Source organism: Asanoa siamensis (assembly GCF_016862555.1).
In the GTDB taxonomy this organism is placed as follows: Bacteria; Actinomycetota; Actinomycetes; order Mycobacteriales; family Micromonosporaceae; genus Asanoa; species Asanoa siamensis.
Map to the genome: position 1 here is coordinate 1 of NZ_BONE01000128.1, position 15,226 is coordinate 15,226.

At 70.1% G+C, this 15,226-nt stretch carries 9 protein-coding genes and 1 pseudogene; 8 read left to right on the forward strand and 2 right to left on the reverse strand.

Features of this window, described 5'->3' with window-relative positions; translation table 11 throughout:
* From Asi02nite_RS39000 to Asi02nite_RS39010, 3 genes and pseudogenes are all read left to right on the forward strand, one after another.
* Positions 1-515: pseudogene (locus tag Asi02nite_RS39000) on the forward strand (hypothetical protein); the annotation flags it as partial.
* 57 nt (positions 516-572) lie between these two features.
* Positions 573-1,211, forward strand: a complete 639-nt coding sequence (locus Asi02nite_RS39005) for a hypothetical protein (RefSeq protein ID WP_239127637.1) — start codon at positions 573-575, stop codon at positions 1,209-1,211.
* A 45-nt stretch (positions 1,212-1,256) separates the two neighbouring features.
* The gene (locus Asi02nite_RS39010; protein WP_203719085.1) at positions 1,257-2,834 is read left to right on the forward strand and encodes an FMN-binding glutamate synthase family protein; all 1,578 of its coding nucleotides are present in this window, start codon (positions 1,257-1,259) and stop codon (positions 2,832-2,834) included.
* 57 nt (positions 2,835-2,891) lie between these two features.
* Here the strand turns inward: Asi02nite_RS39010 and Asi02nite_RS39015 are convergent, their stop codons facing one another.
* A complete protein-coding gene (locus tag Asi02nite_RS39015) occupies positions 2,892-4,820 on the reverse strand; it encodes a DVUA0089 family protein (RefSeq protein WP_203719086.1) in 1,929 nt (642 codons plus the stop codon).
* A 515-nt stretch (positions 4,821-5,335) separates the two neighbouring features.
* On the opposite strand from Asi02nite_RS39015, the gene Asi02nite_RS39020 reads away from it, so the two are divergent.
* Genes Asi02nite_RS39020 through Asi02nite_RS39030 form a run of 3 tightly spaced genes read left to right on the forward strand, consistent with a single transcriptional unit; the run spans position 5,336 to position 9,051 of the window.
* The gene (locus Asi02nite_RS39020; RefSeq protein ID WP_203719087.1) at positions 5,336-7,180 is read left to right on the forward strand and encodes an SCO2524 family protein; all 1,845 of its coding nucleotides are present in this window, start codon (positions 5,336-5,338) and stop codon (positions 7,178-7,180) included.
* Positions 7,181-7,186: 6 nt separating this feature from the next.
* Entirely contained in the window at positions 7,187-8,104 is a 918-nt protein-coding gene (locus Asi02nite_RS39025) for an SCO2523 family variant P-loop protein (protein WP_203719088.1), read from the forward strand.
* On the forward strand, positions 8,101-9,051 hold the full coding sequence (locus Asi02nite_RS39030; protein WP_203719089.1) for an SCO2522 family protein: 951 nt from the start codon (positions 8,101-8,103) through the stop codon (positions 9,049-9,051). Before Asi02nite_RS39025 ends, Asi02nite_RS39030 begins: the two co-directional genes overlap by 4 nt.
* 699 nt (positions 9,052-9,750) lie before the next feature.
* On the opposite strand, the gene Asi02nite_RS39035 is transcribed toward Asi02nite_RS39030, so the two are convergent.
* Positions 9,751-14,088: a HEAT repeat domain-containing protein gene (locus Asi02nite_RS39035; RefSeq protein ID WP_203719090.1), complete on the reverse strand. Its 4,338-nt coding sequence runs from the start codon at positions 14,086-14,088 to the stop codon at positions 9,751-9,753.
* Positions 14,089-14,105: 17 nt separating this feature from the next.
* Between Asi02nite_RS39035 and Asi02nite_RS39040 the strand changes: the two genes are divergently transcribed.
* On the forward strand, positions 14,106-14,258 hold the full coding sequence (locus Asi02nite_RS39040) for a hypothetical protein (RefSeq protein WP_203719091.1): 153 nt from the start codon (positions 14,106-14,108) through the stop codon (positions 14,256-14,258).
* An 11-nt stretch (positions 14,259-14,269) separates the two neighbouring features.
* On the forward strand, positions 14,270-15,202 hold the full coding sequence (locus Asi02nite_RS39045; protein WP_203719092.1) for an SCO2521 family protein: 933 nt from the start codon (positions 14,270-14,272) through the stop codon (positions 15,200-15,202).
* Positions 15,203-15,226: the final 24 nt, after the last annotated feature.

The following is a 15,226-nucleotide window of genomic DNA, read 5'->3' on the forward strand; positions in this document are numbered from 1 at the left end:
TCAACCACGTCGAGTCCGGCGCCGCGGCGCTGGTCGTCTACCAGACGCGGTCCGACCTTCTCTACTGCACGATGTTCCACTTCGAGGACGGCAACTGGGGCACCACAGCCATGAGCACGCTGGAGGCCACGCGATGGCTGCCCGGCCCGGTCTCCGTCGAGATTGCGGGATCGAGCGGCAGTCTCGGCGATTACACGTACGCCGCGGGTCGGGTCAGTGAGCGCGTCGCCGAGGTCGTTCTCGACGACGGGGCCGGCGGACGAAGCCAGGCGAAGGTCACGCGCGGGACCTTCGTCGTGTTCAGCCTCGACGGGAGTCTCACCGCGAGCGGCGCGGGAACGCTGATCGCGTACGACGCGGACGGTGTCGAGTTGGTGCGACGGCCGGGTTTTCGGCCCCAGCCCGGCCACTGCTACGTCGACCCGGCCGGCCGGCCCGTCAACCCCGCCAACGAACCGATAACGGACGAGGGCCGGTGCCAGCCCGCGGAGCCGTGGACGGGCCGATCCGGGTGAACCCCTCCGGGTTTCTCCGCATTGTCCCGACCGTACCCATGCTGTGAGGATCGGCTCGTGGTCAAACGCTGGCGGCAGCTCACCGTGTGGTTGCACATCCTGACGTCGTTCGGCTGGATGGCGCAGGCCATGGCACTCTGCGTGCTACTGGCCGTCGGGCTGGCGACTGACGACACCGTCGTGCGCGACGCGGCCACCGCGATGGCGCAGCGGATCGACGGGCGGTTGCTGGCGCCGATGGCCGGCGTCTCGGCGTGCACCGGCATCGTGCTCGCGGCGGCCACCCCCTGGGGCTTCTTCCAGCACTGGTGGGTGCTGACCAAGTTCACGATCAGCATGATCCAGGTGTACGCGGGGATCTTCGTACTGTCGCCCGCCCTGACAGGTTCCCTGACCGACGGCCCCACGGTGAGCCTGGTCGTCGGCACGGGGTTGATGGCCGGGGCGATCGCGTTCCAGGGCTGGGTGTCGATCCGCAAGCCGTGGGGCCGGATCAGTCGGACAAAGCGCGGCAACGCCCCGACCGGTCCAGGGTGGATCTTCGCCGCGACCGTGCTCGGCGGCGTCGCGGAGCTGAGCATCTCGCTCGTACTCGGCCATCCGTTGCCGTTGATCTCCGTGATCCTGATCGTGCTCGTCCTGGTGTCGCGGCGCCGCTGGTCCGGCACCCGGGGCGTGCGCACCGCCGCCGCCTGACCCGAGGTCGTTTGGCGGACGGCCCGCCGGGCAACTCTCCCGGTCATGAGACGCGGCATCCGGGCCGTCGCGGCGGCCACGTTGTCGGCCCTGGCGGCCGTCGGCGTACGGGACCTCCTGCAACGCGACCATGCCCTGCGGCGCAACTTCCCGCTGCTCGGCCGCGGTCGCTACCTGATCGAGGCGATCGGCCCGGAGCTACGGCAGTACGTGGTCGCCGGCAACAACGAGGAGCGGCCGTTCACCCGCGACCAGCGGCGCTGGGTCTACGCCTCGGCGAAGAAGGAGAACAACTACTTCGGCTTCGGTACGGACAACGACCTGGAATACACGGCCGGTTATCCGATCATCAAGCACCGTACGTTCGGCCGGGCGGTGCCGAGGTCCGCGCCGACCGCCGACTACGAGGCCGATCTGCCGTGCGCGAAGGTGCTCGGCTCGGCGCGCGGGCGGGCCGGTGCGTTCCGCCCCGGTTCGGTGGTCAACATCTCCGCGATGAGCTTCGGCGCGCTGTCCGGCCGGGCCGTCGAGGCGCTCAACCGGGGCGCGGCGCTCACCGGCTGCCTGCACAACACCGGCGAGGGCGGGCTGTCGCCGCACCACCGGCACGGCGGTGAGCTGATCTTCCAGATCGGCACCGCGTACTTCGGTTGCCGGGACGAGCACGGCCGGTTCGACCTGGCGCGGCTCAAGGACCTGGTGGCGAGCGCGCCGGTCCGCGCCCTGGAGATCAAGCTGAGCCAGGGCGCCAAGCCGAGCCTGGGTGGCCTGCTGCCCGGCGCCAAGGTCTCCGCCGAGATCGCCGCCACCCGGGGCATCGCCGCGGGTGTCGACTGCGTCAGCCCGTCGCGGCACGCCGAGTTCTCGGACACCGACAGCCTGCTCGACTGGGTCGAACTCCTCGCCTCCGAGACAGGACTGCCGGTGGGCATCAAGTCGGCCGTGGGTGACCTCGACTTCTGGACCGAGTTGACCACGTTGATGGCCGACACGGGTCGGGGCGTCGACTTCGTGACGATCGACGGCGGCGAGGGCGGCACGGGTGCAGCGCCGCTGATCTTCACCGACACCGTGTCGCTGCCGTTCCAGGTGGGCTTCGCCCGGGTCTACCGGTTGTTCGCCGAACGCGACCTGCACGAGCAGGTGGTTTTCGTCGGCGGCGGCAAACTCGGCCTGCCGGACAACGCGATCGTGGCCTTCGCGCTCGGCTGCGACCTGGTCAACGTCGCGCGCGAGGCGATGCTGGCGATCGGTTGCATCCAGGCGCAGAAGTGCCACACCGACACCTGCCCGACGGGGGTGGCGACCCAGAACCGCTGGCTGACCCGCGGGCTCGACCCGGCGCTGAAGGCGGTGCGGGCCGCAAACTATGTCAAGACGCTGCGCCGCGACCTGCTCAAGGTCGCCGAAGCGTGCGGCGTCGAACACCCGGGCCTCATCGACACGGGCGCCGTCGAGATCCTCACGGGCCGCACGGCCGCCACGGGCCTGGACGAGGTGTACGACTACCGCCCGGGTTGGGGCCTGCCCGCCGCGGCCGACCGGGCGGCGATCGCGGCCCTGATGCGGGAAGCCAAGCCGCAGGGTTCGAGCGCTCCCCCGTCGCCGACCGCGACGCACTGACGGGCCGCCAGCCGAACGGCGGGAGGGGGCCGTTGCCGGCCCCCTCCCCTTGGTTGATCAGCGAGTCAGGACCGTCGCGAGGCGGCCACGGGTGTCCTCGATGCCCGTGAAGCCTTCGCTCGGGTTGAACTCGTCCTCACCGAAGTCGACGTCCGGGTCGTCGGCGGTGCCGCCGATGCCGTCGGGGCCGACGCCGTAGAGCAGCGGGAAGTTGCCGCCCTGGTCCATCAGGTTCAGCGTGTCGTTGAACTGGTCGACGTGCCAGTTGCCGAAGAAGTGGCCCGCCTCGTGGGAGACCACGTTCCCGACCGCCTGCGCGATGAAGTCGATCTTGTTGCTGGCCGGGGTGATGTAGAAGTTCAGCGACGCGTCGTCGTTCGCCGGGCCGCTCAGCACGTCCAGCAGGATGAGCGCCGACTCCTGGGTGTCGAAGTTGCCCGGGTCGATCGACTGCGCGATGCCGATCGTGTTGACGCCGGACTCGGCGATCGTGCCGCCGACGATCAGGCGGCTGACGTTGACCTCGCCGAACGGGTCGGCGTCGTCGCGGCTGTTGAGGATCTTCAGCCGGAACTTGTCGTTGAGGCCGCTGTCGGCGAGGTCCCGCTTCACGTTCTCGGTCACCTCGGCCACGATCTTGTCGATCAGCGCGTTCTCGTCGGCCGTCGTCAGGCCCCAGCGGCCCAGGAAGGCGCGGAACGGGCTGAGCGTCACGACGCCCGGGCCGCCGAAGATGGCGGTGTTGAGGCGCTGGCCGTTGAAGTCGATGAAGATCGTCTGGGTGACCTTGTCGCCTTCCAGGTTGGGCCGGTACGCCTCGACGGTGATGTCGTAGTTGCCGTCACCGTCGCTGACCGACACGTAGTGCAGCCCGTCCTCGTCGGCGACGTGCTCGCTGACCGCGTTGCCGCCACCCGGCAGGGGGCTGTTCGGCGGGTAGATGAACGTGAGGTCCTGACCAGAGCCGTGCACCTCGCGCCCTGCCGAGTCCCACACGGTGACGACGCCGGCCGCGCCGGTGACCGACGTGCCCAGCACGTCGCCCTTGCGCAGTTGCACCGAGTAGAAGTCGACGTCGGCGCGGGCCACGTCGAGCAGCAGGGTGTACGGCCCCTCGCTGCCGGCGCCGTTGCCGCTCGCCGAGTCGAACGGGTCCGCCGGGGTCGAGTTGAACCCGGTCACCATCAGGTAGTAGTCGCCGGCCTCGGTGAACGTGAACCGCAGCAGGCTGTCCAGGCCACCCGAGTCGTCGTTGAACGCGATCTCCTCGCCGGCGGCGTTGAACAGCGCGACCATCGGGTCGAGCGAGCCGGTCGGGGTGTCCAGGTCGGCGGTCATCGTCTCGCCGACGCTGGCCGCGTTGATCGTCAGCTTGAAGAAGTCGAAGTCACCGGAGTCGGTGCCGGCGGATCCGTGCGGGCCGTCGCCGATCGTGCTGTTGACGGTGATCCCGCTGCGGGTGTTGACGATGCCGGTGTCGGCGGCGAGGGGAATCGCGCCGTCGTCCTCGGCCTTCGGGGTGAACGCGGCGCGGGTGACGATCTCCGGGTCCAGCGAGCCGAGGATGCGGGCCCGCGGGTTCTGCTTGCCCTTGGTGCCGAAGCCGGGGACCGGCTGGGCGAGCGCGGGCGAGTCGTTGCCGCCCTGGGTGCCGTCGACCTCGTCCTCGTCGACCAGGATCGGCGACGCGGCGACGGCGCGTAGTGCCCGCTTCTGCGCGCGCAGCGCGCCCTGCTTCTCGGCCGCCTGCCGCCATGCGGCGTAGTCGATGGCGGTCGGATCGGGTACGAGCCCCAGGTACGGATTGACGCCGGTCGGTGCCTTTCCGGCGGGGGCCTTGACGGCCACCTGCCCGCCCGCGGCGAGCGTGGCGCGGTCGGCGCCACTCGGTCCCGGGTCGTTCTTGAGTTCGGCCGTCGCGGTTGCCGCTGGCAGCATCGCTGCTACCAGCGCCGTCCCGGCCAACAGCGCGATGGTTCGACGCATGAGCCCTCCCCCTTGCGGCCGGGCCCCTGTGCCCGGCCCATCGATGGCTATCGCGACGCTATCGATCGACCCGACGCGGAGAAAAGATCGAAATGCATAGTGATCGCATAGACCGATCACGATAGCTGTCGATACTGGGACATTTATGCTGATCAGAAAGTGACACTGTCTGGCATCTGTCGGGAGGGTTGCCAAATGGTCACGTTCCGCTAAGTTGACCGCTCAACTGGGCGCTCCGCCCACTGTGGATCTTGAGGGCGCGTCCGACCACAGTCGATGATCATGAACACGAGGCCTGGCAGGCCATCCGGTCGGGTCCGGCGTCACCGGCCCCCGGCATGCGCGTTTACGCAGGTGGGGACTGCCACCTTAGAACGCTGTCCACAGGCCTTTCGGCGGCCTTGACCGGTGGTCCATCATTGAGTGAAGCGGACGAATGACCTGCGTCCACAGTGTTCCCTCGGGTTGCTAGCTAGCGTCAGTGAAGTCAGGCGGCGGATGGTGGTGCGCGACAGATGAGGATGCAGCCTCGTCAACAGCTGCTGGAGATCTGGAACGCGACCGTGCGTTCGTCCTGGTCCGACCGGGAAAAGAAGTGGAAGTTCGGCGGCCGTGACGCGCCCAACTCGATCGGCGACGCGGAGCAGTTGCTCTGCATCCTGATGCCGGCGACCAAGGTCGAGTCGTTCAAACTGGACCGTCCCGACGAGACGTCCGAAGACATGATCAGGGCGCTCCGCCCGCTCGGCAACGCGACCGAGATCCCGAAGACGCTGATCGGCATCCTCGCCGAATACTTCGACCGCTACAGCGAGCCCGACGGCACCCCGATGTTCTCCGGGTCCTCCTACTTCAGCTCGTCGGGTCCGGCGCAGCCGTCCAAGGAGCAGCTCCGCCTCGACATCGTCGACTCGTTCGCCATGTCGGTCACGCTCTCCCTGGCCACCCTGGGTTTCCTCAAGGTGCTCCGCTCGGTGGCCACCCGCGAGGAGAACCGCAAGGAGATCGAGTCGCTGGAGTCGCAGGCCAGCACCCGGCTCAGCGCCGCCATGGTCGGGCTGCTGCGCAGTTTCACGGTCAACGTCTTCGACATCGACTCCGCGTACGGCCAGGCTCTGATCGGCATGATCAACCAGGAGAACCTGCCACAGCGCCAGGTGGTCAGCGCCGTGCGCCGCGATCTCCGGGAAACCATCGCGAGCTTCCGCGAGGTCCTGATCGGTTCCGGCCAGGTGGGTGACATCGACAGTCCCGACCGCCTGTTCGAGGTCGGCTGGTCGTGGGGCATCGTCGGCGGGGCACCGCCGATCGAGACCGAGGAGCCCGTCGGGCAGCAGCCCAAGGGCTTCGCGCAGGACGCGCCCTACCTCTACTTCACCGTCATCGCCGTCGACGCGATCGAGGACCTCTTCTCCGAGCGGACCCGCGTTCTCGGTCTGCTCAACGAGGAGCAGCAACGGCTCTCGCGTGCGCTCCAGCTCCGGTGGGAGCTGACCCGGTCCTACTGGTCGACGATGGCGACCTTCGGCTCCGCCCAGCGCTGGCCCGTCGAGGACATCCCGTGGCGCACCACTGACGAGGACGCGTCCGACTACTACACCCTGCTGGTGACCTCGCTGGCCGTCAAAGGCCTGGTGCAGCAGCGCGGCACCGACATCGAGCTGGGCCGGATCGGCGACGTGGTCTCCGAGCTGGCCAACCGTGCCCGGATCACCCGCCGCCCGTTCGACACCGACCCCGCGCTGACCCTGCACGCCCCGGGCGTGCTCGTGCCGCTGGTCGGCAGCGAGGACGCCGGCGAGGCCAGGCTGCTCTGGACCGTGTCCGAGTTCTCGGCCCTGCTCTTCCAGCGCACCACCGTGATCGCCGGGCTGATCAACGACGCCGAAGGCCGCAGCCGGATGCTGGAGCTCGCCGACCGCACCTGGGAGCACCTCAACCGCCGCCGGCTCGACAAGGGCCAGGGCCGCAACCTGTGGGACCAGCCGACCTCCGTGTTCGGCCAGCTCACGACCCGCTACGACAAACCATCGTGGTACTACACCCAGCGCGTCGTGCAGGGCCTCGTGACCACGGCCAACATGCTCAACCGTCCGCCGCTACGCAGTGCGCGGCTCGGCAACTACGCGTTCGACCTGCTCACCGAGGCCGAGCACCTCTATGACATGGAGCTGCTCTCCGGGGCCGGCGACGCCGGGCCGCGGATGCGCGAGACGTTGAAGGTCGCCCAGATCCACCTGAGCCGGGCCCGCGAGATCCTGCCGGAGCGTCCCGGCACCGCGGCCGTCCTCGCCGCCCAGGTGCTCATCTCACTGGACGAGTTGGCCGCCGCGCGGCGTGACGTGACCGAGGCGGGCTGACCCCAAATGTTGATCTTCGCGACCTCCGACAAGGGCGGCACCGGTCGCTCCGTCACCAGCAGCAACATCCTCTATCGGAGTGCGCTGCAAGGCAGCGACGTCTGCTATCTCGACTTCGACTTCGGCTCGCCGACCTCCGGTGCGATCTTCAACATCCCGAACGCGCTGCACGGCACCACCCAGGGCGGCCTGCACTCCTACCTGCACGGCATGGTCGCCGACCCGCAGCGCCTCGAGGTGTGGCAGGAGTCCGACCGGTCCAGCCTGCGCAGCCGCCCACCCGGCGCCGGCCGGCTCGTGCTGTTCCCGGGCGACAGCGGGGGCGGCGAGTTCCCGATCACCAAGGAGAACACCGAGCGCTGCGCGCGGCTCTTCCTGCACCTCGAGGAGGAGTTCGACCTCTGCCTGGTCGACCTGAGCGCCGGCCGGTCCTACGCGACCGAGATGGTGCTCGCGGCGACCGCCACGGAAGAGCTCCGCAACATCCGGACCCGCTGGCTGGTCTTCCACCGCTGGACCCGGCAGCACGTGCTGGCCGCGTCGGGCCTCGTCTACGGCGAACGGGGGATCCTCGACACCGGCGCGCGCAACGGGCACGACCGCGAGGAGCTGGCCAACGCGCTGCGCTTCGTCCGCACCGCGGTGGTCAACCCCGACTCGCCCGAGCTCGAAGGGCTGCGGCCGGCGCAGGTCGCCTGGTTGCGCGACGTCGACCGGGATCTGTCCGAACTGGCCAGCAGCCGCAAGGTCGGCCGGACCCTGCTGCTCGGCTCGATCCCACTCGACCCGGTCCTGCAATGGCGTGAACAACTAATTTCTGATAACGACGTGTGGTCGCGGCGCATCGCGAACCGTGAGACGCTGGAACAGTTCGACTCGTTGGCCAAAAAAATCGTCGACGATGCGGCCTGGGAGACGTTGTGACCGGAGTGGCATTCGAAGAGGCGGTCGCCGCGCGGAACGTCGAACGCGTTCCGCTCTCGCACCTTTCGATCGAGCTGGGCCACCTCTACATGGAAGAGTTCGCCGGCGGCATGGACTCGATGCGCCGGCACTTCCGTCGCGTCGCGCCGTGGGCACAGTCCGCCGCGCGCACGGTCGCGACCAAGCCGGGCGGCAACCGCCCGCGGATCAGCACCTGCTTCCTCGTCGACGACTACTTCTCGCGGTTCAGCACGCCGCGCGAGGTGATCCCGATGCTGGTCGCGGCCGCCGAAGAGAGCGGCCTGGTGATCGACTACCTGGCCCGCGAGTCGGCCTGCGCCGAGGCCGACGAGGTCCCGCTGGCCAAGCTGGTCGAGCAGGCCCTGGTCACCGACCCGGTGCCGGGCAGCAACGGCATCCGGCCACCGGTCACCGAGACGGGCTGGCTCTGCAACGGCCAACGCTCACCCAACACGGTGGCGATCCCGGCGATGGCCGACAAGGGCTGGCTGCCGCCGATGCAGAACGCGGCCAACCGCCACTCGATCTTCGTGGACGTCGAGCTGTGGGACCTGGAAAACGGCAAGCGCCGCTGGTCCTGCCCGTTCCTCGCGGCGGTCTGGCAGCTCATCCGCCTGGGCCTGCTACGCCACAACGGCGAGGTCGTCACGACGCCGTGGCAGGTCGAAGAACTCCCGGACGACTGGGACAAACTGCCCGCGGTGGTGCAGCTCAACCCCCGCGCGGCGGCGTTCAGCGCCTACCGCACGTTCTCGGTGCTGGGCTCGCGCTTCCTCCAGGTGGAGCTCGCGGTCCGCACGATCCTGAGCCAGGTCTCGATCGACCCGATTGTCCTGGACCAAATCTTCTCCCGCATGCGCGGCGAGGGCATGGAGCTACCGAAAGAACTGGTAGACCGCATCGACTACGTCTTCATCGGCGAGTAGCGGCAGGCCCGCCCGGGCCACCGCCCAGACCCCGCCGGTCAGACCCGGTGCCGAGCCGGACCGCGCCGATTGTTTGGTCCGATCTGCGGGCCTGGGCACGGCGCCCGACCCACCACCACCATGGGCAGCCGGCGGCATCGTATTGAGCCTTGACCTCCCGCCAGAACGTGACGCGGCGGGCCGTGCCGTTCGGCTCGGAGGAGAGGCACGACCTCGCGGCGTTCCTCAGCGTGAGCTGGCATAAACCACGGACGGCGGCCTGCCGAGCCACACTCGGTCACCGGGCCACTGACCGGGCACGACAGTCGGACCCCAGCCGCATTGCCGTCGCAACGCGACTGCTGGCTGCACCGAATCCAGCCACAGGCGGGACTGACCAGACCGAGCCGGACGACAACGGTCCGTCGCCCGGCCTCCTGACCGGACACGACAGACCGACCCCCAGCGGCCAGCGCCGCCCGAACGCGACTGCTGGCTGCACCGAATCCAGGCCCAACCGGGAACAGAACCAGATCAAGCCGGACCACAACCGCCCATCGCCCCGCCTCCTGACCGGACACGACAGACCCACGCCCAACCGCCACCACCGCCCGAACGCAACAGCCGGCCACGCCGAACCCAGACAGGAAAGAAACAGCCCGAGCCGGGCCGCACCAGTCTGTCGGCTGGACTGGAGGCAGGACGAGGGCCGGGTAGCCCTCAGTCGCCGATGTCGGGTAGGTGTTCTGGGTCCGCGCCCGGGAGCCAGCTGAGGGCCTGGCCTGCCAGGCGGCGGAAGTTGCGGTCGTCGTCCGTGCTGGCCAGCGTTACCAGCAGGCGGCGGATCTCCGGGTCCGTGCCGAAACGCTCGCAGAGCGCCCGCACCGAGGCCTCGCGGATGGACCAGTCGCCGTCGTGGACCATGTCGACCAGGATCTGGCGGACCTCCTCGTAGGCGTAGAGGCGTTCGCCCAATACGCGCAGCGCCTCGCGGCGGACGCGGAGGTCGCTGTCGCCGCGGACCGCTTCGATCAGGAGCTCGCGGATCGCCGGTGCGCCGCCGAACGACTCGCCGAGGGCGCGGAGCGCCGCCGCGCGGACCGTGTCGTCGTCGCCTGCCGCGCGCATCGCCAGCAGGTCGCGGTGTTCGTCGTCGATGCCCGCCGCGGCCAGCGCGACCGCCGCCTCCGTGACCACCAGCGCGTCCGGGTCGCGGCGGACCCGGTCGAGCAAAATCTCCCGCACCTCCGGCTCGGCCGCGTACGGCTGCAGCGCGTGCGCCGCCGCCTCGCGTACCCGTGGATTGGCATCGCCCTGGACGCGGGCGGTGATCACCGCGCGCGTCCCCTCGTCGGCGACCTTGGCCGCGGCCGCGAAGACCTGGCCGTCGGGGTCGTCGCGGGTACGTTCCAGCAGCAGCGCGACCACCTCGGGGTGCGGCGCCGCGTGCCGGGCCAGCGCGCGCACCGCCGCACCCCGCACCTCGGCGTGCGCGTCCTGCCGCGCCCGGGCCAGCAACTCCCGGCGGATCGGCGGATCGCCGCCGCACCGCTCCGCCAGCGCCTCGACCGCGGTGCGCCGGACCGTCGCGTCCGGGTCCTCGCTGACCAGCGTCAACAGCACCGCGCAGACCGTCGCGTCCAGGCCGATCTTCTTGACCAGCGCCTCCGTCGCGGCCAGTCGGACCGCGGCGTCGGTGTCGGTCTGTGCGATCCGGGCCAGCGCCGCGGTGGCCGGCGCGAAGCCGGGCAGCGCCGCCGTCAGCGCGCGGATCGCCACCAGCCGCACCTCGGCCGAGCGGTCCCGGCGGGCACAGTCGACCAGCGCCGTGTGCACCTCCGGGTCGGCCCGGAAGTGCTCGCGGAGGATCTGCACCGCCGCGCGCCGGGCGACCTCGTCGGGGTCACGGCCCGTACGCTCGATCAACAGGCCCTTGACCGTCTCGGCCGCCTCGAAGCGCTCCACCAGCGTCTTGGCCGCCGCGCTGAGCACGCCCGCGTCGCGGTCGTCGTGCAGCAGCGCCGTCAGCAGGCTCTTCACCGGCTGCCCGGAGCCGAGCCGGTCGGCCAGCACCCGCACCGCCGAGCGGCGGACCACGCCGTCGGGCTCGGCCCGGATCCGCTCGATCAGCAGCTCGCGCAGGTGCTCGTAACCCATGCCCCAGTCGTTGAGCGCGCGCGCCGACACCGCGACCACCTCGGCGTCGCGGTCGGTGCGCACCCGCTCGACCAGCGCGCCGCGCACGGAGTCGTCATAGGGCAGGCGCTCCATCATGAGTACGGCGGTCCGGCGCACACCCGCGTTGCCGTCACGGCGGGTGCGGTCGAGTAGTAGGCGGCGCACCGCCGTTTCCTCGCGGAACCGCTCGCCCAGCGCCCGCACCGCGGCCAGCCGGACCGCGGCGTAGCCGTCGACGGTGGCCCGCTCGAGCAGCACGTCACGGACCCGGGCGTCGGTGCCGAACCGCTCGCCGAGCGCCTCGACCGCGGCCAGCCGCACACCCGCGTACGCGTCGTCGCGCGCCCGGCGGATCAGCTCCTCGCTGGCCCGGGTCAGCGCCAGCTGGTATGCGCCGCGGTTCGCGGCGGTGCCGGCCACCTGGGCGAGCTCGGCCAGCCCGGCGACGGCCGCGTACGAGGCCCACCGGTCGTCGATCGCGCTCAGCACCGTGCTGAACAGGTCTTCCACGTGCTCCGAGGGCGGTGCCAGGATCGCGGCGAGCTGCGCGGCGTAGGCCGACACGGAGCTCCAGATCAACCGGACGCCGCGCCGCCTGTACCAGGTGAGGTAGATCCGCCCGCCGGGCCAGGTCGAACCGATCGTGCGGGCCGCGGGCAGGATCTCGGTCTCGATCAGCGCCATCGTGTCGCGGTCGTCGATCGAGACACAGTGCTCGATCAGCAGGATGATCCGGCGCAGCAGGTCCTGGGCGGGCACGGACACCGCGGTGTGCGGGTTGCGCACCTCGGCCAGGCACTGCACGGCGAGCGCCAGGTTCCACGGCGGCTGGGCGAACGTGCCCGGCGGCCAGGGGTAGTTGACGCTGGTCGCGAGCAGCGAGATCAGCTGCGCCGTGTGGCGCTCGTGCAGCGAGCCGGCGACCAGCCGGAGCACCTCGCGCCAGGACGGGTCGGCCCAGTGCTCGACGAAGAGATCCTTGAGGCGGCCGAACGGCCACTGCTGGTCGTGCTTGAACTTGCCGACGACGGCCTCGGCGCAGAAGAACTCGAGGAACGTGCGGTGCACGAAGCCGTAGAGGTGCGGGCCGTAGCGGCTGAGGATGAAGTTCCGCTCGCGGAACTGGTTGATCATCGCGCGGGCGATCTCGCGCGCCTCGGCCGGGTTCTTCTGGTAGCGCTCGGACAGGTAGTCCTCGAAGACCTCGCTCAGGTCCTCGGCGCCGACGTAGTTGGCGGACAGCCCCCGCTCGCCGCTCTGCACCTTGTAGGCGAGCCGGCGCAGGAGCTCCTTCTTGTCCTCGGCGTCGATGAAGCCGGGGCTCTCATATTGATCCTGCAAATGGCGGTTGATGTCCCAGTGCTCGACCAGCACCGTGGCCGCGTGGTCGAACAGCTTCCACCGCTCGCGCGGCAGCGCCTGGTGCTTGCCGATGATCGCCAGGATCGTCAGCAGCATCGGGTTGCCGGCCAGCTCGCGGATCGACGGCGAGTGGCGCATCGCCTCCAGCAGCCGGGCGCGGCGGGCGGCCGAGTCGCCGGGGCGGTCGTGCATCGCGAGGTCGTACCAGCTCGCCAGGAACTCGGTGATCTGGGCGTCGTCGAGGTCCTGGAGGGTGAAGTGGGCGAAGCCGAGTTCGCTCAGCGCGCGGCGCGCGTACCCGATGATGCGTGAAGTGACGATGACCCGCACGTGCGGGAACTCCCCCGCGAAGGCGGCGATCTGGTTGGCCACCGCCTCCCGGCGGCGCTTGTCGAAGATCTCGTCGAGCCCGTCGAAGATCACCACGGCCGGGCCGCCGCCGGTCAGGTAGCGCAGCAGCGCCGCCCGCTCCAGGCCGAGGCCGTCGAGGCCCGCACGCTGGTCGAGGTATTCGATGAAGTTGGTGCACCGGCCCTCGCCGAACAGCGCCATGTAGGACCGCAGCTCGATGAAGAGCGGGAGGTGCCCGTCCAGCGAGCCCAGCCGGTCGTCGACCGGTGCGCCGGTGGCCGCGAGCGCGAGGGTGATGTAGCGGGCCGCGGTCGACTTGCCGGAGCCCGGGTCGCCGAGCAGCACGATCGCCTGGTTGTCGGGCGCCGCGACCACGTCGAACAGTCGGCGCAGCGGCTTGGCCCGGTAGGCCTTGTGCAGCAGGGCCAACTCGTCGGGGTCGACCTCGTCGGGCACGTCCTCGGTCTCGAGATGGCCCTCGTATTGCATGCGCTGCCACCACTCGCGGGGCAACTCGACCGGCGGCGGATCTTCGCGCACGGACTGCTCGATGAACACCGAGCTCAGTCGCATCTGGAGGTATTCGTCGCGCTGGGGCGGGGTCAGCGCGTCCAGGTCGAGGCCGCCGTACTGCTGGTGGAGGCGGTCGTAGTAGCGCTTGAGCGTCTCGGTGCTGAGCGACTGGAGGTGGCCGGTCGGCCGGCCGATGTCGGCGAGGCAGTTGGCGACCGCCGCGGTGACGAGGGCGGCGAGGTCACCGGGCCCGCTGAAGGTGCTGCACATGTGTCGCACGACGAGTTCGCTGCGCAGCGCCTCGATCCGCTCGGCCTCGGTGTTGCGGTCGATGTGCACCCGCGGCCAGGGGGCTTCCTCGTCGAGCAGGAAGATCAGGCAGGGCTTGCCCATCGCCTCGGCCTGGCGGTATTCGAGCTCGGTGATCGACCGGTCGTAGCCCGGCGGGACGAAGCCGTAGCGCCAGGCGAAGATGCCGACATAAAGGTCGCACTCGGCGACGTCCTCGAGGCAGCGCTCGACCGGACGTCGATCTTCGGCCACATAGGACTCCATGGCCACGTCTTCGACCCGCAATCGGCGGAGGGCCAGCTTGACCGCCGACCGGCACTCCTCGAGATCACGGAAGGTTGCTGAGACGTAGACCTTGGTCAACGCGGCTCCTCGATTACGTGAGCGACACGCGTCGTTACCGTATCAATATCTGGCAAGCCGCGGGTTCCCCGTACATCGGGATTGATCAAAATATCGTCTGGGTGGCATTCCGCGCGGCGGCCTTGCCCAGCCCGCCGACCATGGGATGGAATGACGCGCGCAAGCTCTGACGGAGGCGCACATGCTCACGTTCGGCGAGGTCCACACCGGACTCCTCCAGAACTCGACCTCGCTGCCCTGGGACGCCACCGCCGAGGTGCTCAACCTGTTGGTCGGCGAGCAGGTCCGCCGGTCCGAGCGCCCGATGGCGTACGCCGTGTCGCCCAACCTGCTGACCAGTGTGGACTGCCGGCTGCCGGCCGCCTCGGGCAAGGTCATCCGCGGCGTCGGCACGGTCGTCTCGCGCGCCATGATCACCGGTGGCCACGTGGCGCAGGGCTCCGGGCACGCGGTGGTCGCCCGGAGCGCGGCCAACCGCCGGCTCTCCTGGTCGCACTATCTGACGCGACCCGGCACGATCGAGGCGATCGGCAAGTCCGACGCGAACGACATCGCGCGCGGCTTCGCCGGCACCGCGCAGGCCATGGGCACGCTCAATCTAGGAGCCATCAGCGGGCGTACGCTCGACGCGGTGCAGCGCTCGACCCGGCTCGACCGCAACCCGCCGTTCCGCACGCAGCGCACCCACATGCGCTGGGTGGTGACGGCGACCGACGAGCCCGGCGCCGAGGCCACCGGCACGTTCCGGATCGCCACCCCGACGCTGCGGGTGCTGGAGCTGGTCGTGCCGCGGGAGCACCTCGGCTCGATCGTCGATCTCTGCGAAGACCTCGCGCTGCACGACTGGCTGCTCACCACGCTGCTGTCACTGATGGAGTCGAGCCTGACCGGCCCGGGCACCCGGGCGCAGCGGATCGCCCGGCTGCGCCCGGCCATCGACACCCTGCTGCACCTGTGGATGCCCGCCGCCCGGGTCGACGAGGCGGTGCTGCCGGTGTGGCGGGCGCTGGAACGCCGGCCCGGCTTCACCCGCCAATGGGAAGCCTCGGTCAGCCGGATCCGCGACCAGATGACGCTGGGCACGCTCGCGCTGCTCGAGTCGGCGACCGCCTAGGTTCTGTTTCGTATCTGGGGTCGA